This is a genomic window from Streptomyces boluensis (assembly GCF_009908195.1).
GTDB classification, from domain to species: domain Bacteria; phylum Actinomycetota; class Actinomycetes; order Streptomycetales; family Streptomycetaceae; genus Streptomyces; species Streptomyces boluensis.
This window is the reverse complement of record NZ_JAAAHS010000024.1, coordinates 20,055-39,502: the sequence shown is the minus strand read 5'-3', so window position 1 is coordinate 39,502 and position 19,448 is coordinate 20,055. Positions and strand designations below refer to the sequence as shown.

Below are 19,448 nucleotides of genomic sequence, written 5' to 3'. Positions count from 1 at the left end.
GGGTCCGGGGGCTGGCCCCCGTGGCTGTCCGCCCGCAGCAGCGGTCAGTCCTCTCCCTCCAGGTCCCCCTCCGTCTCCAGGTACGCCTGGCGCAGCGCCTCGAGTACGGCCGGGTCGGGCTTGGCCCACATGCCGCGTGACTCCGCCTCCAGGAGGCGTTCCGCGATGCCGTGCAGGGCCCAGGGGTTGGCCTGCTGCAGGAACTCGCGGTTGGTCGGGTCCAGGACGTACGTCTCGGTGAGCTTGTCGTACATCCAGTCGGCGATCACGCCGGTGGTGGCGTCGTAGCCGAACAAGTAGTCCACGGTCGCGGCGAGTTCGAAGGCGCCCTTGTAGCCGTGGCGGCGCATCGCCTCGATCCACTTGGGGTTGACCACGCGGGCCCGGAAGACGCGGGAGGTCTCCTCGACGAGGGTGCGGGTGCGGACCGTCTCGGGGCGCGTGGAGTCACCGATGTACGCCTCGGGGGCGGTGCCGCGCAGGGCGCGGACCGTGGCGACCATGCCGCCGTGGTACTGGAAGTAGTCGTCGGAGTCCGCGATGTCGTGCTCACGGGTGTCGGTGTTCTTCGCGGCGACGGCGATGCGCTTGTACGCGGTCTCCATCTCGTCGCGTGCCGGGCGCCCGTCGAGTTCGCGGCCGTAGGCGTAGCCGCCCCACACCGTGTAGACCTCCGCGAGGTCGGCGTCGGTGCGCCAGTCGCGGGAGTCGATCAGCTGGAGGATGCCGGCGCCGTACGTGCCCGGGCGCGAGCCGAAGATGCGGGTGGTGGCGCGGCGTTCGTCGCCGTGCTCCGCGAGGTCGGCCTGGACGTGGGCCCGTACGTGGTTCACGTCGGCCGGTTCGTCGAGGGAGGCGGCGAGGCGTACGGCGTCGTCGAGGAGGCCGACGGTGTGCGGGAAGGCGTCCCGGAAGAAGCCGGAGATGCGCAGCGTGACGTCGATGCGCGGGCGGCCCAACTCCTCGGCGGGGACGGGCTCCAGGCCCGTGACACGGCGCGAGGCGTCGTCCCAGACGGGGCGGACGCCGAGCAGCGCGAGGGCCTCGGCGACGTCATCTCCCGCCGTACGCATGGCACTTGTGCCCCAGAGGGAGAGGCCGACGGAGGTGGGGTACTCGCCGTTGTCGTCCAAGTACCGCTGGAGCAGCGAGTCCGCGAGGGCCTGGCCGGTCTCCCAGGCGAGCCGGGAGGGTACGGCCTTCGGGTCGACGGAGTAGAAGTTGCGGCCGGTCGGCAGGACGTTGACGAGTCCGCGAAGCGGGGATCCGGAGGGTCCTGCCGGGACGAAGCCGCCGCCCAGGGCGTGCAGCGCGTGGTCGAGTTCGGCGGTGGTCGCGGCGAGGCGCGGGACGACCTCGCGGGCGGCGAACTCCAGGACGGCGGCGACCTGTTCACCGTGCTCGGCGGCCACACCCTCGACGGCGGCGAGGTCCCAGTCCGCGTCGTCCATCGCCTGGACGAGGGCGCGGGCCTTCTCCTCGGCCGCGTCGGCGGTGGTGCGGGTTGCGGCCGACTCGTCGAGCCCGAGGGCTTCCCGCAGGCCGGGCAGTGCCGTCGTACCGCCCCAGATCTGGCGGGCGCGCAGGATGGCGAGGACCAGGTTGACCCGGTCGCCACCGGCGGGCGGGTTGCCCAGGACGTGCAGTCCGTCGCGGATCTGGGCGTCCTTGACCTCGCAGAGCCAGCCGTCGACGTGCAGCAGGAAGTCGTCGAAGCCGTCGTCGTCGGGCCGGGCGGCGAGTCCGAGGTCGTGGTCGAGCTTGGCGGCCTGGATGAGGGTCCAGATCTGGGCGCGGATGGCGGGCAGCTTGGCCGGGTCCATCGAGCTGATCTGGGCGTACTCGTCGAGGAGTTGCTCCAGGCGCGCGATGTCGCCGTAGGAGTCGGCACGGGCCATCGGCGGGACGAGGTGGTCGATGAGGGTGGCGTGCACGCGGCGCTTGGCCTGGGTGCCCTCGCCGGGGTCGTTGACCAGGAACGGGTAGATCAGCGGCAGGTCGCCGAGGGCCGCGTCGGGGCCGCAGGCGGCGGAGAGACCGGCGTTCTTGCCGGGCAGCCACTCCAGGTTGCCGTGCTTGCCGAGGTGGATCATCGCGTCGGCGCCGAAGCCTGCGTCGTCGGCGGAGGCGGCGATCCAGCGGTAGGCGGCGAGGTAGTGGTGCGAGGGCGGCAGGTCCGGGTCGTGGTAGATGGCGATGGGGTTCTCGCCGAAGCCGCGCGGGGGCTGGATGAGGATGAGGAGGTTCTTGAAGCGCAGGGCGGCCAGGACGATGTCGCCGTCCGGGTTGGCGCTGCGGTCGACGAACATCTCGCCGGGCGGCGGGCCCCAGTGCTCCTCGACGCTGGTGCGCAGTTCCTCGGGCAGGGTGGCGTACCAGCGGCGGTAGTCGGCGGCCGGGATGCGTACCGGGTTCTTGGCCAACTGCTCCTCGGTGAGCCAGGCCTGGTCGTGGCCGCCGGCGTCGATGAGGGCGCGGATCAGCTCGTCGCCGTCGCCGGACACGAGGCCCGGGATCTCGGTGTCCCCGAAGTCGTACCCCTGCTCCTTGAGCCGGCGCAGCAGGGCGACGGCGCTGGCGGGGGTGTCGAGGCCGACCGCGTTGCCGATGCGGGAGTGCTTCGTCGGGTACGCGGAGAGGACGAGCGCGAGGCGCTTGTCGGCGGGCGCGATGTGCTTCAGGCGGGCGTGCCGTACGGCGATCCCGGCGACGCGGGCGGCGCGCTCGGGGTCGGCGACGTAGGCGGGCAGGCCGTCGGCGTCGATCTCCTTGAAGGAGAAGGCGACGGTGATGAGGCGGCCGTCGAACTCGGGGACGGCGATCTGGCTCGCGGCGTCGAGCGGGGAGACGCCCTCGTCGTTCTCCTCCCAGTCCGCGCGCGAACTGGTCAGGCAGAGCGCCTGCAGGATCGGTACGTCGAGGCCGGTGAGGGCGCCCGCGTCCCAGGACTCGTCGTCGCCGCCCGCGGAGGCCTGGGCGGGCTTGGTGCCACCGGCGGCGAGGACCGTGGTGACGATGGCGTCCACCGAGCGCAGCGCGTCGATGAGTTCGGGTTCGGGGGCGCGCAGGGAGGCCACGTACAGCGGCAGCGGGCGGGCCCCGGCGTCCTCGACGGCGGTGCAGAGCGCGTCGACGAAGGCGGTGTTGCCGCTCATGTGGTGGGCGCGGTAGTAGAGCACCGCGACGGTCGGGCCTTCGATGTCCGTACGGGCGGTGCGCTCCAGGGGGCCCCAGGTCGGCGCGGGCGCGGGGGCGTCGAAGCCGTGGCCGGTGAGCAGGACGGTGTCGGAGAGGAAGCGGGCGAGCTGCTCCAGGTTGGCGGGGCCGCCGTGCGCGAGGTAGGCGTGCGCCTCGGCGGCGATGCCGACGGGCACCGTGGAGGCGGCCATCAGCTGGGCGTCGGGGGCCTGTTCACCGGTGAGGACGACGACGGGGCGGCCGTCGGCGAGCAGCAGGTCGAGGCCGTCCTGCCAGGCGCGGATGCCACCGAGGAGGCGGACGACGACCAGGCCGACTCCGTCGAGGAGCTCCGGGAGTTCGTCCAGGCTCAGCCGGGCCGGGTTGGCGAAGCGGTACGGGACCGGGCCGTCGGCGGCGCGGGCACTGAGCAGGTCGGTGTCGGAGGTCGACAGGAGCAGGATCATGCGCGTCAGCCCTTCCTCGGGGTCCGCGCCCCGGGCAGTTCGGAATGGTTTTCCCCTGCTCGGACGGGCCGAGGGTGTGCGGGGAAGGGAGTTCCTGACTCGCCCGCCGTCTCAAGACGGGCTCACAGTGGCGGGACCGCGCCGGATTCGCACCGGGCTTCCTCCCCTGTCGCCATGGTGGCGACGGCGGACCGGATGATCCGCCGAGAAAGCATCCTAAGGGGCGGGGTGTGAGGGCACGGCGTTCCGGTCCGATGCCGGTAGGTATGCTCGCCGCCATGTCCTCGCCGACCCCCCCTCCATCGTCCCAGGCCACAGCGGTCTCACGGGACCGTGGTGACGCCTGCCCGGGGTCGCTCAGGCTGCACGCGGCGGACGACGGGGCGCTGGCCAGGGTACGGATTCCGGGTGGCGTCCTTACCGCCGCACAGGCGGGCCGACTCGCGGACGCCGCACGGGAGTTGGGCGACGGCGAGGTACATCTGACCTCGCGCGGCAATGTGCAGTTGAGGGGTCTGGACGCCGAGTGCGGATCCGTACTCGCGACGCTTCTCGACGGCGCCGGCCTGCTGCCTTCGGCCGCCCATGAACGGGTGCGCAACGTGGTCGCCTCGCCCCTCTCCGGCCTCGACGGCCGGGGCTTCGGGGACGTACGGCCGTGGCTGACGGGCCTGGACGCGGCGCTCTGCGCGAGCACCGCCGCCGTGGACCTGTCGGGGCGTTTCCTGTTCGCCCTCGACGACGGCCGGGGCGATGTCGCGGGCCTGGACGCCGATGTGACGGTACGGGCGGTGGCGGACGGCGGCGCGCTGCTCGCCCTCGGCCGCTCGGGTCCGGCGCTGCACATAGCGGACGAGGACGCGCCCCGCGCGGCGCTGCTCGCCGCCGAGACATTCCTCACTACGGCACGGGCGAGCACGGAACGCGCCTGGCGGGTCGATGAACTACACATATCGGTCGAAGAGTTGACCGAGCTGACCCGAGAGCACCTGACCGCCGAGCGCATCCCCCATGACGTACGGGACCGCGAACATGACGTACGGGTACGCGAACAGGACATACGGGAACGCGAACCCGGTTCCGTACGGGAACGCGAACCCGGCCGGATCGAAGGGCCGCAGCCCGGTGTCATCGGCGAGGCCCTGTCCGTCCATGTGCCGCTCGGCCGGCTCACCGCCCCGCAGTGGCAGGCGGTGACGCGGGCCGCCGAGGACGGCAACGGCGAGCTGCGGCTGACCCCTTGGCGCGGTGTGGTCCTGCCCGCGCCGGAAGCCGACGCCGCGCACCGCGCGTACGCGCTCGCCCGGCTCGCCGCCACCGGACTCGTCACCGACCCCGACTCCCCCTGGCTGCGCGTCGGCGCCTGCGTCGGCCGGCCCGGCTGCGCCAAGTCGCACGCCGATGTGCGGGCTGACGCGGCCCGCGCCCTGGACTCCGTCGGCCGCGATCACCTCCCGCTGTACTGGTCCGGCTGCGAGCGCCGCTGCGGGCATCCCCGCGGCGAGCGGATCGACCTCGTCGCCACCCCGGACGACGGCTACCGGCTCTCCGCCTCAGGGCACCCCGGCCTGACCGTCCCCCTGCACGACCCGCACGACCCCTCACAACTCGCCACCGCCCTGGTGGCGCTCACCGATCGAACCGCATGACGACCGAGAGCAGCGAGAAGAACACCGTGACCCCCAGCTACGTATACGAGAAGGACGGCGCGGCCATCTACCGCGAGTCCTTCGCCACCATCCGCGCGGAGGCCGACCTCGCGGGGCTGCCCGCCGACGTCAGCCAGGTCGCGGTCCGGATGATCCACGCCTGCGGCATGGTCGACCTCGTGAAGGACCTGGTGCACACGCCCACTGTGGTGGCCCGTGCCCGTGAGGCCCTGCGGGCCGGTGCGCCGATCTTCTGCGATGTGCAGATGGTCGCGAGCGGCGTGACCCGCAAGCGGCTGCCCGCCGACAACGACGTGCTGTGCACGCTCTCCGACCCGTCCGTGCCGGGCCTGGCCGCCGAGCTCGGCACCACCCGCAGCGCCGCCGCGATGGAGCTGTGGCGGGACCGTCTCGAAGGTTCCGTGGTCGCCGTCGGCAACGCGCCGACCGCGCTGTTCCGGCTCCTGGAGATGATCGAGGCGGGCGCGGGCCGGCCCGCCGCCGTCATCGGTGTCCCGGTCGGTTTCGTCGGCGCCGCCGAGTCCAAGGAGGCGCTGGCCGCCCATCCTTCGGGCCTCGAGCACATGGTGGTGCGCGGGCGCCGTGGCGGCAGCGCCATCGCCGCCGCCGCGCTCAACGCGATCGCGAGCGAGGAAGAATGAGCGGCAACAGCGGCAAGCTGTACGGCGTCGGGCTCGGCCCCGGCGACCCGTCCCTGATGACCCTGCGGGCCGTGGAGGTCATCGCCGAGGCCGATGTGGTCGCGTACCACAGCGCCCGGCACGGCCGGTCCATCGCGCGCTCGATCGCGGCGAAGCACCTGCGCGACGACCACATCGAGGAGCGGCTCGTCTACCCGGTGACGACGGAGACGACCGACCACCCGGGCGGCTACCAGGGCGCCATGGACGAGTTCTACGCGGCGGCCGCGGAGCGTCTCGCCGCGCACCTCGACGCGGGCCGCACGGTCGCGGTGCTCGCCGAGGGCGACCCGCTTTTCTACGGCTCGTACATGCACATGCACAAGCGGCTCTCCGACCGCTTCGACACCGAGGTGATCCCCGGTGTCACGTCGGTGTCCGCGGCCGCGGCCCGGCTCGGCACCCCGCTCGCGGAGGCCGAGGAGGTGCTGACCATCCTGCCGGGCACGCTGCCCGAGGAGGAGCTGACGGCACGGCTCGCCGCGACGGACGCCGCGGTCGTGATGAAGCTGGGCCGCACGTTCCCCAAGGTGCGGCGCGCGCTGGAGAGTTCGGGCCGGCTCGACGACGCCCGGTACGTGGAGCGGGCGACGATGGAGGGCGAGCGTCGAGCCCACCTCGCCGATGTGGACCCGGAGTCGGTGCCGTACTTCTCGGTCGCCGTGCTGCCCAGCAAGGTCGACGCCGAGACGCCGGTACGTGAGGTGGGCGAGGTCGTCGTGGTCGGCACCGGGCCCGCGGGGCCGCTGTGGCTGACGCCGGAGACGCGCGGCGCCCTGGCGGCGGCCGACGACCTGGTCGGCTACACCACATACCTGGACCGGGTGCCGCGGCGCCCGCGGCAGGTCCGGCACGGCTCGGACAACCGGGTGGAGTCGGAGCGCGCCGAGTTCGCCCTCGACCTGGCCCGGCGCGGGCGTCGCGTCGCGGTCGTCTCGGGCGGCGACCCGGGCGTCTTCGCGATGGCCACGGCCGTACTGGAGGTCGCCTCGCAGCCCGCGTACGCGGACGTGCCGGTGCGCGTACTGCCCGGCGTGACCGCCGCCAACGCGGCGGCTGCCCGCGCGGGCGCGCCGCTCGGCCACGACTACGCGACCATCTCGCTCTCCGACCGGCTCAAGCCGTGGGAGGTCATCGCGGAACGGCTGCGCGCCGCGGCCGCCGCCGATCTGGTCCTCGCCCTGTACAACCCGGGTTCGCGGAGCCGCACCTGGCAGGTCGGCAAGGCCCGCGAGCTGCTCCTCGAACACCGGGCGCCGGACACCCCGGTGGTGGTCGCCCGGGACGTCGGCGGCAGCGGTGAACGGGTACGTGTGGTGCGGCTCGCCGATCTGGATCCGGCGGAGGTGGATATGCGGACGTTGTTGCTGGTCGGGTCGTCGCAGACCCAGGTGGTACGCCGGGGCGACGGCGAGCAGATCGTGTGGACGCCTCGGAGGTATCCCGAAGGGGTGTAGGTCGACGCCGCTCCTCAATCGCCGGAGGGGCTATCTATTAGCCCCTCCGGCGATTGAGGAGGCCCGTCCGGCAGGACTTCGGGAAGGGGCGGGGCGGGGAAAGAAACGCCCCGCCACCTCACATGTGCAGCCTCACCCAAGCCACCGCACCCTCGGGGTCCGCGACCTCCCGGACGCCCTCCGGGACCGGGGGCCGGCGGACCACGATCACCGGAATCCCCGCCTCACGGGCAGCCGTGAGTTTGGGGGCGGTCGCGGCGCCGCCGCTGTCCTTCGTCACGACCACATCGATGCGGTGGCGGCGCAGCACCTCCCGCTCCCCCTCCAGCGTGAACGGCCCCCGGTCGAGCAACACCTCGGTGCGGGCGGGCCGCGGGCCCGAGGGCGCGTCCACTGACCGTACGAGGAACCACTGCGCGTCGAGGCCCGCGAAGGCCGCGAGACCCATGCGACCCGTGGTCAGGAAGACCCGCTCGCCGAGCGTGGGCAGCAGCGCGGCCGCCTCGTCCAGAGAGCGGGCGTCGTGCCACACATCGCCGTCGACCGGGACCCAGCCGGGCCGCCGGAGCGCGAGCAGGGGAACATGGGCGGTGGCGGCGGCCCGCGCCGCGTTGAAGCTGATCGTCCCGGCGAAGGGGTGGGTGGCGTCGATGACCGTGTCGACCCGGTGGTCCCGCAGCCACGCGGCAAGCCCCTCGCTCCCGCCGAAGCCGCCGACGCGCACCTCGCCGGGCGGCAGCCGGGGGTTCGCGACGCGTCCGGCGAGTGAGCTGGTCACCGTCAGGCCGGGCGAGCCGTGGAGGAGTTCGGCGAGGCGGCGGGCTTCCGTGGTCCCGCCGAGTACGAGTACGTGCATGGAAGTTCGGGTCCGATCGTGAGCGGTGAAGTGCGAGACGCCGGTGAGGCGGGAGACGGAGCGCGGGGCGTGAGCGAGCCGAAGGGCGGTCGTGGCGCTCAACTCAAGCACACCGGGCTGCGGCCCGGCTGGACGACCGGTGCCTGTGCGACGGCGGCCACGACCGCCGCGTACACGGCCCTGCTGACCGGGGACTTTCCCGATCCGGTGACGGTCACGCTGCCCAAGGGGCAGACGCCCGCGTTCGCCCTGGCGGCCGAGGAGTTGACCGACGCGTACGCGATGGCGGGGATCGTGAAGGACGCCGGGGACGACCCGGACGTCACGCACGGCGCGTTGGTACGGGCCACGGTGCGGAGGCTGCCCGCGGGTGCGGGCGTCGTGTTCCGCGCGGGGCCGGGCGTCGGCACGGTCACCCGTCCCGGTCTGCCGCTTGAGGTGGGCGAACCGGCGGTGAACCCGGTGCCGCGGCAGATGATGCGCGACCATGTCGCGGAGGTCGCGGCGCGGTACGGGGGCAGCGGCGATGTGGAGATCACCCTCTCCGTCGACCACGGTGAGGAGATCGCCCGCTCCACCTGGAATCCGCGTCTGGGCATCCTGGGCGGCCTCTCGGTCCTCGGCACCACGGGCATCGTCGTGCCGTACTCCTGCTCGGCGTGGATCGACTCGATCCGGCGCGGGGTGGACGTGGCGCGGGCGGCGGGGCGGACGCATGTCGCCGGGTGCACGGGGTCGACGTCGGAGAAGACCGTCGTCTCCGAGTACTCCCTGCCCGAGGACGCGCTGCTCGACATGGGCGACTTCGCGGGCGCGGTGCTCAAGTACATCCGCCGCCATCCCGTGGACCGGCTGACGATCTGCGGTGGTTTCGCCAAGTTGTCCAAGCTGGCGGCCGGGCACCTCGATCTGCACTCCGCACGCTCCCAGGTCGACAAGGGCTTCCTCGCTGAACTCGCGCTGCGCGGCGGCGCGGGTGAGGCGCTGGCCGCGCAGGTGGCCGAGGCGAACACCGGGCTCGCCGCGCTCCAGCTGTGCATGGCCGCCGGGGTGCCGCTCGGGGATCTGGTCGCCACGGCCGCCCGCGACGAGGCGCTCTCGGTGCTGCGCGGGGCGCCGGTCGTGGTCGACGTGATCTGCATCGACCGGGCCGGGACCGTGGTGGGCCGCAGCACCGCCGCCTGAACCGGCTGCCTGAACGGCTCAGGCACCGACCTCGCCGACCCGGACGCGGTTGCCGTCCGGGTCGCGCAGCTCCAACTCCCGGCCCCAGGGCGCCTCTTCGGGCCGTATACCGAACTCGGCCGCCACGGTGTCGAGTTCGGCCACGCGCAGATAGATCAGGGTGTCCGGCCGCGCGTCGCCCTCGTGCTCCGACAGGAACAGCCGGACCCGTCCCCGGGCGACCTCGGTGAACACTGGAAGGCCCGGCTCGAAACGGTGCTCCCACTGCTGCTGGAAGCCGAGCCGCGCATACCAGGCCACCGCCTTCGCGGCCTCGACCACCCGAAGGATCGGGATGACTTCTTCGTTCATGCGGCAATCCTTCACGGTCGGCCGCGCGGCCGCCAGTGAATCTGCGCTCAGCAGATCTGCCGACCGGACTCCGCGCTCAGCAGATGTGCCGGTCGCGGTCCGGTGAGTACAGGTGGCTGTCCCGGAACTGTTCCGCGCCGAGCGTCCGGCCGACCATGATCACGGCGGTACGGAGGACACCGGCGTCCTTCACCTTCGCGGCGATCTCGTCGAGGGTGCCGCGCAGCACCAGTTCCTCGGGCCGGGAGGCATAGGCCACCACTGCGGCCGGGCAGTCGCCGCCGTAGTGCGGGCGCAGCTCGTCCACGACCCGGTCCACGTACTGGGCGGCGAGGTGCAGCACGATCAGGGCGCCGCTGCGGCCGAGGGTGGCGAGGTCCTCGCCCTCCGGCATCGCGGTGGCGCGCTGCGCGATCCGGGTCAGGATGACCGTCTGGCCGACGGTGGGCACGGTCAGTTCCCGCTTCAGGGCGGCAGCGGCGGCGGCGAACGCGGGCACTCCGGGCACCACTTCGTACGGCACCCCGGCAGCGTCGAGCCGGCGCATCTGCTCGGCGACCGCGCTGAACACGGAGGGGTCGCCGGAGTGCAGCCGGGCCACGTCGTGGCCCTCCTCGTGCGCCCGGACCATCTCTTCGGTGATCCGGTCGAGGTCGAGCTGCGCGGTGTCCACCAGGCGGGCGCCGGGCGGGCATTCGGCGAGCAGCTCACGCGGGACCAGGCTGCCCGCGTACAGGCAGACGCGGCAGTCGGCGAGGGTCCGGGCGCCGCGCACCGTGATCAGGTCGGCGGCACCGGGTCCTGCGCCGATGAAGTACACGGTCATCTGTCTGCTCCTGCGGGGGGTGGGAGGTACGGCGGTCAGGGCGTTGTGGTGGTCTTCTGGGCGGCCCACTGGGTGACCGGCATGGACTGGCGCCAGCCGGTGAACCCGCCCACGGGGACGGCGTGCGCCACCGCGAGCCGCACAAGGTCGCCGCCGTACCGCCGGTACGTGTCGGCGAGCAGCGCCTCCGACTCGAGGGTGACCGTGTTGGCGACGAGGCGGCCGCCGACCGGCAGGGCCTGCCAGCAGGCGTCGAGGAGTCCGGGCGTGGTGAGCCCGCCGCCGATGAACACGGCGTCGGGCGTGGGGAGTTCGGCCAGGGCGGCGGGCGCCGCGCCGGTGACGACGCGGAGCCCCGGCACGCCGAGCCGGTCGGCGTTGCGGGCGATGCGTGCGGCCCGCACCTCGTTGCGTTCCACGGTGACGGCGCGGCACGCGGGGTGGCTGCGCAGCCACTCGATCGCGATGGAGCCGGAGCCGCCGCCGATGTCCCAGAGCAGTTCGCCGGGCGCGGGGGCGAGCGCGCCGAGCGTGGCGGCCCGGATGTGGCGCTTGGTGAGCTGTCCGTCGTGCTCGTACGCCTCGTCGGGCAGGCCGGGTACGGCGCCGACGCGGAGGGCGTCGGGGGCGCGGTGGCAGACGACGGCGACGACGTTGAGGGCGTCTTCGCAGGCGGGCGCGCCCGCGTCGGCGGTGGTCTCGTCCCCGACCCGCTCCGCGCCGCCGCCGAGCTGTTCGAGGACGCGGATCCGGCTGGGCCCGAAGCCCCGGTCCCGCAGCAGTGCGGCGACCTCGGCGGGGGTACCGGCACCGGCGCTCAGGACGAGCAGCCGCCGCCCCTCGTGCAGCGCGGCGGCGAGCCGGGCGACGGGCCGGCCGACGAGCGTGAGGACTTCCACGTCCTCCACGGGCCAGCCGAGGCGGGCGCAGGCGTGGGACACGGCGGACGGGTGCGGCAGGACGTGCACCGCGTCGGCCCCGGCGATCTCGGTCAGGGCCCGCCCGATCCCGTAGAACATCGGGTCACCGCTGGCCAGTACGGCGATCCGGCGCCCGGCGTGCGCGGCGAGCAGGCCCGGCACGGCGGGCCGCAGCGGAGTGGGCCAGGCGACGCGTTCGCCCGCGCACTCGGTGGGCAGCAGGGCGAGTTGGCGCGGGCCGCCGATGAGCGTCTGGGCGTCGAGCAGTGCGGTCCGGGAGGCGTCCGGGAGGCCGTCCCAGCCGTCGGCGCCGATCCCGACGACGGTGACGGCTGGGGTCGGTCCGGGTCGTACGGGGATCACGTGCTCGGTACCTCGGAGTTCGGGGCGCGGGGGCGCGGGTGCGGGCGCGGTGGGGACAGGTCGGCAGGGCCGCACTCTACTGGCGGCGACCTGCGGGGTTGCGCTCGGGTACCCCACTTCCGTACCCGCCTCACCGGGCCTTCGGCGACGGCGGCCGGACGGGCCGCGGCGCCTCGACCGGGGAACGGTCCTGCGGCGGCCCGAGCCGCGCCCCGCCCCGGCCGAACCGGCGCACTGGCGCGACGCGTTGAAGCCGTACGCGTTGAAGCCGTACGCGCGAGCCGGCGGACTCAGGCGTGCGGCGCTTCCCCGCTCACCCGGTGGTCGGCGTGGCTCAGCGCCTCCATGACCAGGCGCCGCAAGTGACCGTCACGCAGGCTGTAGTGCACGTGCCGACCCTGCCGACGCGTCTCCACCAGGCCGGAGAGGCGCAGTTTGGCGAGGTGCTGGCTCACGGCGGTACGGGACGCGGCCACCCGCTCGGCCAGCGAACCGACGTCCGCCTCCCCCTGCGCGAGCAGCCACAGCAGATGCAGCCGGGTCGGGTCGGAGAGCAGCGCGAACACCTCGGTGGCCTCGCGCAGCCGGGCCTGGTCGGGGTCCCGCACATGCGCGCGCTGCACACCGGACGCAGGTGACGCGGAATCGCTCTTGGGCATGACGACAGCCTACTGACCGGCCGGAACTGCCAGCCAGAAGCGTTTATGACCGACAGGTGCGCAGACGTGCACATGTTGGCTACGGTGGTGGCGTCAGCCCGTCGACCACCCCTGCCGGGAGTGCCCGCATGCTCTCCGTACTCCGCGACCGTACGTACCGCCGTCTGTTCACCGCGCAGGTCGTCGCCCTGGTCGGCACCGGTCTCGCGACGGTCGCGCTCGGGCTGCTCGCGTACGACATCGCGGGCGCCGACGCCGGATCGGTGCTCGGCACCGCACTCGCGATCAAGATGGTGGCGTACGTCGCGGTCGCCCCCGCCATCGGCGCGGTCGCCGACCGGCTGCCGCGCCGCGCCCTGATGGTGGGCGCCGACCTGACCCGTGCCGCGGTGGCGGTGCTGCTGCCGTTCGTGGACCAGGTGTGGCAGGTGTACGTGCTGATCTTCCTGCTCCAGGCGGCGTCCGCGACGTTCACGCCGACGTTCCAGGCGGTGATACCAGAGGTGCTGCCCGCCGAGCGCGACTACACCCGGGCGCTCTCCCTCTCGCGGCTCGCGTACGACCTGGAGAGCCTGTTCAGCCCGGCCCTCGCCGCGGCACTGCTCAGCGTGATCACCTACAACTGGCTGTTCCTGGGCACCGTTTCGGGCTTCCTCGCCTCGGCCGCCTTGGTGGTCGGCGCCGTACTCCCACACCGCACACCGAAGGCCGCGCCGCGCTCCGGCCGGGTGTACGCGAAGGCCACGGCGGGCAGCCGACTGTTCCTCGCGGTACCGGAGTTGCGCGCCCTGCTCGCCCTCGACCTCGCGGTCGCGGCGGCGGGCGCGGTGGTCATGGTCAACACCGTGGTGTACGTCCGCGACCACCTCGGCCGCGGTGTCGCCGACGTGTCCTGGGCCCTCGGCGCGTACGGGGCGGGGTCGATGGCCGTGGCACTGCTGCTGCCGCGCGTCCTGGACCGGGCGGGCGACCGTGCGGTGATGCTGCGCGGCGCACTGCTGCTGCCGCTCGGTTTCGTCGCGCTCGGCGTCATCACGGCTTCCGGGGACGGGAGTTGGCGCTGGTCCGCGCTCCTCGCCACCTGGGCGCTGTTCGGCGGCGCCTGCTCGCTCGTCCTCACTCCGGCGGGCCGGCTGCTGCGGCGCGCGGCGCCGGAGGAGGAGCGGGCGGCCGTATTCGCCGCGCAGTTCTCGCTCTCGCACGGCTGCTGGCTACTGACGTACCCGCTGGCCGGCTGGCTCGGCGCGGTCGCGGGCCCGCAGTCGGCGGTCCTGACACTCGGCCTGACCGCCTCGGCCGCCGGCGCGCTCGCGGTACGGCTCTGGCCCGCGCGGGCGGCGGGGCGCACGGAGCCAGCCGGTACGGAGTCGGTGGAGCGGGCCGGTACGGAGCCCCAGGTACGGGCCGGTACGGAGCACGAGCACACCGGGCTCCCCGCCGGTCACCCGCACCTCGTCGGCGCCACCCGCGTCCCCACCGGCTGGCGCCACCGCCACCCGCGCCCGGCCGACAGGCTGCACGCGCGCGGGTAGCTGCCAGCGGTCGGCTTCAGGCGTGCACGTACGAACCGGCTAGGGGGCGTCTCTCCGATCTTTGCGGATCAGGCCGCGGCGTCTGGTGCGTGCTCTCGGCGTGCGCCCGGATTGCCCTCGTACTGGACGTACTTGGGTGATTCGGGCGTGCGGCGGAGGGGGTACCTCCCTGCTCGAGCGAAGCCGAGAGCTTGGGGGCGCGTGCCAGGCGTCGCGGGCCCGCAAAGATCGGGGAGACGCCCCCTAGGCCGAAGCCAGCGCGATCTCCGTCGACTTGATCAGCGCGACGACGGAGGTACCGGCGGTCAGGCCCAGCTCGGTCACGGCGTCCTGGGTGATCGCGGCGGTGAGCGCGCTGCCCTCCACGTCGATCTTGACCGTCGCCATCGCACCTCCCGAGGCGACCTCGGTGACGGTGCCCGGGAGCCGGTTGCGGATCGACAGGCCGTCGACCGCGCCGGTCGCGAGGGACACCTCGGTGGACTTGACCAGGGCACGCACCGCCGAACCCGCGACGAGGCCCAGTTCGCCGACGGCCTCCAGGGTGACGGCGGCGGTGACCGTCCGGCCGCCGTCGAGCCGGACCTTGACGGTCGCCATCACCTCGCCGGGAGTGACGGACGAGACGGTGCCGGGAAGCTGATTACGGATGGACAGGCCGGACGCGCTGGGCTGGGTCATGAGGAACGCCTCGCTCGATCGGTACGGGATGACATGCCGGATATGACCGGCACCTTCTCGCACTGTAGCCAGGCACCGCACGCCGGTCCGGGCACGGATCGCGGGCACGGATCGCGGGCGGTTCCGGGTCGCGCCACGCCCTGCCACCGCCCGGCCCCGTCGACCCCTTGGACGTTCATCCACAAGGCCCGGCACTTGCTGCGGATATTCCTCCAGCGAGTTGTAAATGCAAGGAAACCAGCCGTACCTTGTCGCACATGCAGTCCTACACCATCGGCCAGGCCGCCCGTCTGCTCGGCGTCAGCCCGGACACCGCGCGGCGCTGGGCCGACGCCGGCCGGGTCGCCACCCATCGCGACGAAGCCGGACGCCGCCTCATCGACGGCCGCGATCTGGCCGCCTTCTCGATCGAGGTCGGGCAGAGCGGCGGCAGCGGCGAGGACGACGTGCCGTACACCTCGGCGCGCAACGCGTTCCCGGGCATCGTCACCGCCGTGAAGCTCGGCGATGTCGCCGCCCAGGTGGAGATCCAGGCGGGCCCGCACCGCCTGGTCTCGCTGCTCACCCGGGAAGCCGTCGAGGAGCTCGGCCTCGAGGTCGGCATGCAGGCCACCGCCCGAGTGAAGTCGACCAGCGTGCACATCGACCGCACCTGAGCCAAGCCACCGTTCCGTACGCCCGAGCGCGTCGCCGTCCCCGGCGCGGCCGGTCTCCCAGGCCGTGAGGCCTCCACTGTTCCGGGCCGCCCTGTGCCGGCCCGCGTCCCCGAGGAGTTCCGCCATGCCCCAGACGTCCCTCCGCCGCCGTGCCGTCGGCGCGCTCGTCACCGTCGCCGTACTCGTACCGCTCGCCGCGTGCGGCGGCACCGACGACAAGAAGGACACCGGCGGGAAGGCCGGGCAGCGGACCGAGCTGACGGTCCTCGCCGCCGCCTCGCTCACCGATGTGTTCAAGACGGCGGGCGCCGCGTACGAGAAGGAACACCCCGGCACCGAGCTGAAGTTCTCCTTCGAGGGCTCTCAGGAGCTCGCCGCCAAGGTGCGGCAGGGCGCGCCCGCTGACGCCCTGGTCACCGCCGACACCAAGACGATGACGGACCTGAAGGCCGACACCGGCACCGCGTCCGTGATCGCGAAGAACCGTCTGGTGATCGCCACCGGCAAGGGCAACCCGAAGGGCATCAAGGAGCTGAAGGACCTCGCCGCGAGCGATCTGAAGGTGGTGCTCGCGGCGCCCGAGGTGCCCGTCGGCCGCTACAGCGCGCAGGTGCTCGACAAGGCGGACGTCAAGGTGAAGCCGGTCTCGCAGGAGCCCAACGTCCGCGCCGTCCTCAGCAAGGTCGAACTCGGCGAGGCCGACGCGGGCATCGTCTACCGCACCGATGTCACCGCCGCCGACGGCAAGGCCGAGGGCATCGCGATCCCGGACGCCCAGAACGCCGTCGCCTCCTACCCGGCCGCCACCCTCAAGTCGTCCGAACACCCGGACGCGGCCGCCGAGTTCGTGAAGTGGCTGCGCAGCCCTGAGGCGCGGAAGATCCTCCTCGACGCGGGCTTCCAGAAGGCCTGAGACGACCGAGGCACCGGAGACAGGAACCGATCGCGATGAGCCACCCGCGTATCCGCCGTACCCGCCGGATCGGCGGCGCCCGCACGCCCGGTCCGCGTACGCCCGTGCTCCTGGCCGTGCCCGCGCTCGTCGCGGTCGCGTTCCTGCTCGTGCCGCTGCTCGGCATCCTGACCCGTACGGCGTGGGGTGAGCTCGGCGCTCATCTGTCCACGCCCGGCGTCACCGAGGCGCTGCGGCTCTCGCTGTACGTGTCCTTCGGCGCGCTCGGCCTGTCCGTCGTCCTGGGCGTGCCGCTGGCCTGGCTGCTCGCCCGGGTCCGCTTCCCCGGCAAGGCGTTCGTCCGTTCGCTCGTGCTGCTGCCGATGGTGCTGCCGCCCACCGTCGGCGGGGTGGCGCTGCTGCTCGGCTTCGGGCGCCGCGGGCTGCTCGGGCCGTGGCTGGAGAGCACGTTCGGCGTCACGCTGCCGTTCCACGCCTCGGGTGCCGTGGTCGCCGCGACGTTCGTGGCCATGCCGTTCCTGGTGATCAGCCTGGAGGGCGCGCTCGCCGGCCTGCGCCCCGCGTACGAGGAGACCGCGGCGTCCCTCGGTGCTTCGCCGGTACGGGTGTTCTTCACCGTCACGCTGCCGATGGTCGCGCCGGGACTCGCCGCCGGGGCCGCCCTGACCTGGGCGCGGGCGCTCGGCGAGTTCGGTGCGACGATCACGTTCGCGGGCAACCTTCCGGGCAGTACGCAGACGCTGCCGCTCCAGGTGTATCTGCTCTTGCAGGACGAACCGGAGGCGGCGACCTCCGTGTCCCTGCTGCTGCTCGCCATCGCCATGGCGGTTCTCGTGGCGCTCCGCGGCCGCTGGACCGGCGGCGCCAACGACCATACGCAGCGCGGCAGTTCAGGCATCGGGATCCGGAGCCGGAAGGAACCCGCCGAGCACGTCGTCGCGCCGGACGGAGCCACCGCGCCAGGCCGCCCGGAACCGAAACCGGAACCAGAACCAGAACCAGAACCGCAGCCCGCCGTCACTCGGCAGCTCGTGCCGCTGCACGCCGGGATCACCGGCTTCAACCACCTCACCCTGGACGCGGACCCCGGCACCACCATCGCCGTCGTCGGGCCCAACGGCGCGGGCAAGACGACCCTGCTCCGCGCCCTGCTCGGCCTCACCCCGCGCTCCCACGCCGCCCTGCGCCTCGGCGACGTGGACGTCAGCGCGCTGCCCCCGCACCGCCGCGGCGTCGCCTGGGTGCCGCAGGACGGCGCGCTGTTCCCGCACCTGAGCGCCCTGTCCAACACGGCGTACGGGCTGCGCGCCCAGGGTGCCTCGCGCGCCGAGGCCCGCCGTGCCGCCCGCGCGTGGCTCGACCGGCTCGGCGTCGGCCACCTCGCCCACCGCAGGCCCGCCCAGCTCTCCGGCGGTCAGGCCCAACGCGTCGCACTGGCACGGGCGTTGGCGCCGGACCCCCGGCTGCTGCTGCTCGACGAACCCCTCGCGGCCCTTGACCAGACGACCCGCGCGCAGGTGCGCCACACCCTGCGCGCCCACCTGTCGGGCTTCGGCGGGGTGTGCCTGATCGTCACCCACGACCCGGTCGAGGCCGTCTCGCTCGCCGACCGGGTCCTCGTACTCGAGGACGGGCGGACCCTCCAGGACGCGCCGCCCGCCGAGGTCACCCGCCACCCCCGCTCCCCGTGGGTGGCCCGGATGCTGGGCCGCAACGCCCTTGCCGGTACGGCCACTTCGGACAGCACCCTCACGCTCGCCGACGGCGGCCGCCTGGTGATCGCCGACCCGCTCGACGCGGGCTCGACGGCGCTCGCGATCATCGCGCCGGAGGCGGTGTCGCTGCACCGGACGCATCCGGAGGGCAGCCCTCGTAATGTCTGGTCCGGCACGGTCCGTGAGATCACCTCGCTCGGCAGCAGGCTGCGGGTCCTTCTCGCCACGGACCAGGGCCCCGGTCTCGTCGCGGAGATCACCCCGCAGGCCGCGGCGGACCTCGGCCTGGCCGACGGCACCTCCGTCTACGCGAGCGTGAAGGCCACGGAGATCACGCTGGTCAGGACGTGAACAGCCGCACCGTCCCGGGCGGGGAAATGAGTTGGACGGGATGACGGGCGGGCTTGTACGTTGCGGGTGACCGTGACGCCGCCCGAGGAGGTGAGACCCATGAACGCAGTTTCGACGTGGGTGCTCCCCCTTTCCGTCACGGCCGGCGATTGACGTAGGTGTCGCCGGGAGCGCCTCGACAACCAGGCACTCCCGAAAGGCAACACCCCATGAACTCACTGCACTTCACCACCGAGTCGTCGTCCGACGGCATGCTCGAACGCGGCTTCAGCCTGGGCGAGGTCCCCGGCGTTCTCTGGTCACCGGCCACCGGCGCCGAGCGCGCGCCCCTGGTCCTGATGGGCCACGGCGGCGGCGCCCACAAGCGGCACCCGGCGATGACGGGCCGCGCCCGCCTGCTGACCGGCTCCGGCTTCCATGTCGCCGTCCTCGACGCGCCCGGCCACGGCGACCGGCCGCGCAGCGCGCTCGACGAGCGGGACATCGCCGCGCTGCGCGAGGCGCAGGCGGCGGGCGAGCCGGAAGCGCCGGTCGTCGTCCCCTACAACGCCCGCCTCGCGGAGCTCGCCGTACCCGAGTACCGGGCGACCCTGGACGCCCTCCAGGAGCTCCCGGAGATCGGCGCGGGCGGGCCTGTGGGCTACGTCGGCGTCGCCATGGGCACCGCGATCGGGGTGCCGTTGGTGGCGGCCGAGCCCAGGATCATGGCCGCGGTCTTCGGCGGGATGTGGCCCGACGCGTTGATCGAGAAGGCGCAACAGATCACCGTGCCGGTCGAGTTCGCCATGCAGTGGGACAGCGAGCGCATCCCCCGCGAGGGCGCCCTCGCGCTGTTCGACGCCTTCGCGTCGAAGGAGAAGTCCCTGCACGCCAACGCGGGCGAGCACGCCGACTTCCGCCTGATCGAAGCCGACAGCGCGACCCGCTTCCTCACCCGGCACCTCGGGTCTGCGGCCAACTCGGCGGCCAACTAGGGCGTTTCTTCTGGA

General features: G+C 73.4%; 16 protein-coding genes and 1 riboswitch. Of the genes, 9 read left to right on the top strand and 7 right to left on the bottom strand.

Annotated elements, in window-relative coordinates:
- Positions 1-44: 44 nt before the first annotated feature.
- A complete protein-coding gene (gene cobN, locus GUY60_RS05860; protein WP_161694485.1) occupies positions 45-3,644 on the bottom strand; it encodes a cobaltochelatase subunit CobN in 3,600 nt (1,199 codons plus the stop codon).
- 88 nt (positions 3,645-3,732) lie between these two features.
- A riboswitch (cobalamin riboswitch) is annotated at positions 3,733-3,828 on the bottom strand.
- Positions 3,829-3,922: 94 nt separating this feature from the next.
- On the opposite strand from cobN, the gene cobG reads away from it, so the two are divergent.
- The 3 genes from cobG to GUY60_RS05845 are packed head-to-tail and all read left to right on the top strand — an operon-like array spanning position 3,923 to position 7,451.
- On the top strand, positions 3,923-5,293 hold the full coding sequence (gene cobG / locus GUY60_RS05855) for a precorrin-3B synthase (protein WP_246234360.1): 1,371 nt from the start codon (positions 3,923-3,925) through the stop codon (positions 5,291-5,293).
- A complete protein-coding gene (locus GUY60_RS05850) occupies positions 5,290-5,955 on the top strand; it encodes a precorrin-8X methylmutase (protein WP_161694481.1) in 666 nt (221 codons plus the stop codon). Before cobG ends, GUY60_RS05850 begins: the two co-directional genes overlap by 4 nt.
- Positions 5,952-7,451, top strand: coding sequence for a precorrin-2 C(20)-methyltransferase (locus GUY60_RS05845; RefSeq protein ID WP_161694479.1), 1,500 nt, complete (start codon positions 5,952-5,954; stop codon positions 7,449-7,451). The genes GUY60_RS05850 and GUY60_RS05845 overlap by 4 nt, the downstream gene beginning before the upstream one ends.
- 118 nt (positions 7,452-7,569) lie before the next feature.
- On the opposite strand, the gene GUY60_RS05840 is transcribed toward GUY60_RS05845, so the two are convergent.
- Positions 7,570-8,307 carry a cobalt-precorrin-6A reductase gene (locus GUY60_RS05840; RefSeq protein ID WP_161694477.1) on the bottom strand — a complete coding sequence of 246 codons (738 nt, stop codon included), beginning with the start codon at positions 8,305-8,307 and terminating at the stop codon, positions 7,570-7,572.
- Between the two features lie 69 nt (positions 8,308-8,376).
- On the opposite strand from GUY60_RS05840, the gene GUY60_RS05835 reads away from it, so the two are divergent.
- Positions 8,377-9,492 (top strand): cobalt-precorrin-5B (C(1))-methyltransferase, encoded by a 1,116-nt coding sequence (locus GUY60_RS05835; RefSeq protein WP_161694475.1) that lies wholly within the window; start codon positions 8,377-8,379, stop codon positions 9,490-9,492.
- An 18-nt stretch (positions 9,493-9,510) separates the two neighbouring features.
- Here GUY60_RS05835 and GUY60_RS05830 read toward each other — a convergent pair whose 3' ends face one another.
- The 4 genes from GUY60_RS05830 to GUY60_RS05815 form a co-directional block, all read right to left on the bottom strand.
- Positions 9,511-9,843: a glyoxalase superfamily protein gene (locus tag GUY60_RS05830; protein ID WP_161694473.1), complete on the bottom strand. Its 333-nt coding sequence runs from the start codon at positions 9,841-9,843 to the stop codon at positions 9,511-9,513.
- 76 nt (positions 9,844-9,919) lie between these two features.
- Positions 9,920-10,669, bottom strand: coding sequence for a precorrin-4 C(11)-methyltransferase (gene cobM, locus GUY60_RS05825; RefSeq protein WP_161694471.1), 750 nt, complete (start codon positions 10,667-10,669; stop codon positions 9,920-9,922).
- Positions 10,670-10,704: 35 nt separating this feature from the next.
- Positions 10,705-11,952, bottom strand: a complete 1,248-nt coding sequence (gene cbiE, locus GUY60_RS05820; RefSeq protein ID WP_161694469.1) for a precorrin-6y C5,15-methyltransferase (decarboxylating) subunit CbiE — start codon at positions 11,950-11,952, stop codon at positions 10,705-10,707.
- A gap of 290 nt (positions 11,953-12,242) precedes the next feature.
- Positions 12,243-12,611, bottom strand: coding sequence for an ArsR/SmtB family transcription factor (locus tag GUY60_RS05815; RefSeq protein ID WP_161694467.1), 369 nt, complete (start codon positions 12,609-12,611; stop codon positions 12,243-12,245).
- Between the two features lie 128 nt (positions 12,612-12,739).
- Between GUY60_RS05815 and GUY60_RS05810 the strand changes: the two genes are divergently transcribed.
- Positions 12,740-14,143, top strand: a complete 1,404-nt coding sequence (locus tag GUY60_RS05810) for an MFS transporter (protein ID WP_161694465.1) — start codon at positions 12,740-12,742, stop codon at positions 14,141-14,143.
- A gap of 243 nt (positions 14,144-14,386) precedes the next feature.
- On the opposite strand, the gene GUY60_RS05805 is transcribed toward GUY60_RS05810, so the two are convergent.
- A complete protein-coding gene (locus tag GUY60_RS05805; protein WP_161694463.1) occupies positions 14,387-14,824 on the bottom strand; it encodes a TOBE domain-containing protein in 438 nt (145 codons plus the stop codon).
- A gap of 257 nt (positions 14,825-15,081) precedes the next feature.
- Between GUY60_RS05805 and GUY60_RS05800 the strand changes: the two genes are divergently transcribed.
- The 4 genes from GUY60_RS05800 to GUY60_RS05785 all read left to right on the top strand — a co-directional run bounded on the left by GUY60_RS05800 (position 15,082) and on the right by GUY60_RS05785 (position 19,433).
- The gene (locus GUY60_RS05800; RefSeq protein ID WP_161694461.1) at positions 15,082-15,480 is read left to right on the top strand and encodes a TOBE domain-containing protein; all 399 of its coding nucleotides are present in this window, start codon (positions 15,082-15,084) and stop codon (positions 15,478-15,480) included.
- A 124-nt stretch (positions 15,481-15,604) separates the two neighbouring features.
- Positions 15,605-16,393 carry a molybdate ABC transporter substrate-binding protein gene (gene modA / locus GUY60_RS05795; RefSeq protein ID WP_161694459.1) on the top strand — a complete coding sequence of 263 codons (789 nt, stop codon included), beginning with the start codon at positions 15,605-15,607 and terminating at the stop codon, positions 16,391-16,393.
- 35 nt (positions 16,394-16,428) lie between these two features.
- Positions 16,429-18,459 (top strand): ABC transporter permease, encoded by a 2,031-nt coding sequence (locus tag GUY60_RS05790; RefSeq protein WP_161694457.1) that lies wholly within the window; start codon positions 16,429-16,431, stop codon positions 18,457-18,459.
- A 209-nt stretch (positions 18,460-18,668) separates the two neighbouring features.
- Positions 18,669-19,433 (top strand): alpha/beta hydrolase family protein, encoded by a 765-nt coding sequence (locus tag GUY60_RS05785; protein WP_161694455.1) that lies wholly within the window; start codon positions 18,669-18,671, stop codon positions 19,431-19,433.
- The last annotated feature ends 15 nt before the right edge of the window (positions 19,434-19,448 follow it).

Coding starts and splice junctions, on each gene's coding strand:
- GUY60_RS05785 (WP_161694455.1), top strand. CDS start 18,669: ATGAACTCACTGCACTTCACCACCGAGTCGTCGTCCGACGGCATGCTC.
- cobM (WP_161694471.1), bottom strand. CDS start 10,669: ATGACCGTGTACTTCATCGGCGCAGGACCCGGTGCCGCCGACCTGATC.
- GUY60_RS05840 (WP_161694477.1), bottom strand. CDS start 8,307: ATGCACGTACTCGTACTCGGCGGGACCACGGAAGCCCGCCGCCTCGCC.
- GUY60_RS05800 (WP_161694461.1), top strand. CDS start 15,082: ATGCAGTCCTACACCATCGGCCAGGCCGCCCGTCTGCTCGGCGTCAGC.
- GUY60_RS05810 (WP_161694465.1), top strand. CDS start 12,740: ATGCTCTCCGTACTCCGCGACCGTACGTACCGCCGTCTGTTCACCGCG.
- modA (WP_161694459.1), top strand. CDS start 15,605: ATGCCCCAGACGTCCCTCCGCCGCCGTGCCGTCGGCGCGCTCGTCACC.
- cobN (WP_161694485.1), bottom strand. CDS start 3,644: ATGATCCTGCTCCTGTCGACCTCCGACACCGACCTGCTCAGTGCCCGC.
- GUY60_RS05790 (WP_161694457.1), top strand. CDS start 16,429: ATGAGCCACCCGCGTATCCGCCGTACCCGCCGGATCGGCGGCGCCCGC.
- GUY60_RS05830 (WP_161694473.1), bottom strand. CDS start 9,843: ATGAACGAAGAAGTCATCCCGATCCTTCGGGTGGTCGAGGCCGCGAAG.
- GUY60_RS05815 (WP_161694467.1), bottom strand. CDS start 12,611: ATGCCCAAGAGCGATTCCGCGTCACCTGCGTCCGGTGTGCAGCGCGCG.
- GUY60_RS05845 (WP_161694479.1), top strand. CDS start 5,952: ATGAGCGGCAACAGCGGCAAGCTGTACGGCGTCGGGCTCGGCCCCGGC.
- GUY60_RS05850 (WP_161694481.1), top strand. CDS start 5,290: ATGACGACCGAGAGCAGCGAGAAGAACACCGTGACCCCCAGCTACGTA.
- GUY60_RS05805 (WP_161694463.1), bottom strand. CDS start 14,824: ATGACCCAGCCCAGCGCGTCCGGCCTGTCCATCCGTAATCAGCTTCCC.
- cobG (WP_246234360.1), top strand. CDS start 3,923: ATGTCCTCGCCGACCCCCCCTCCATCGTCCCAGGCCACAGCGGTCTCA.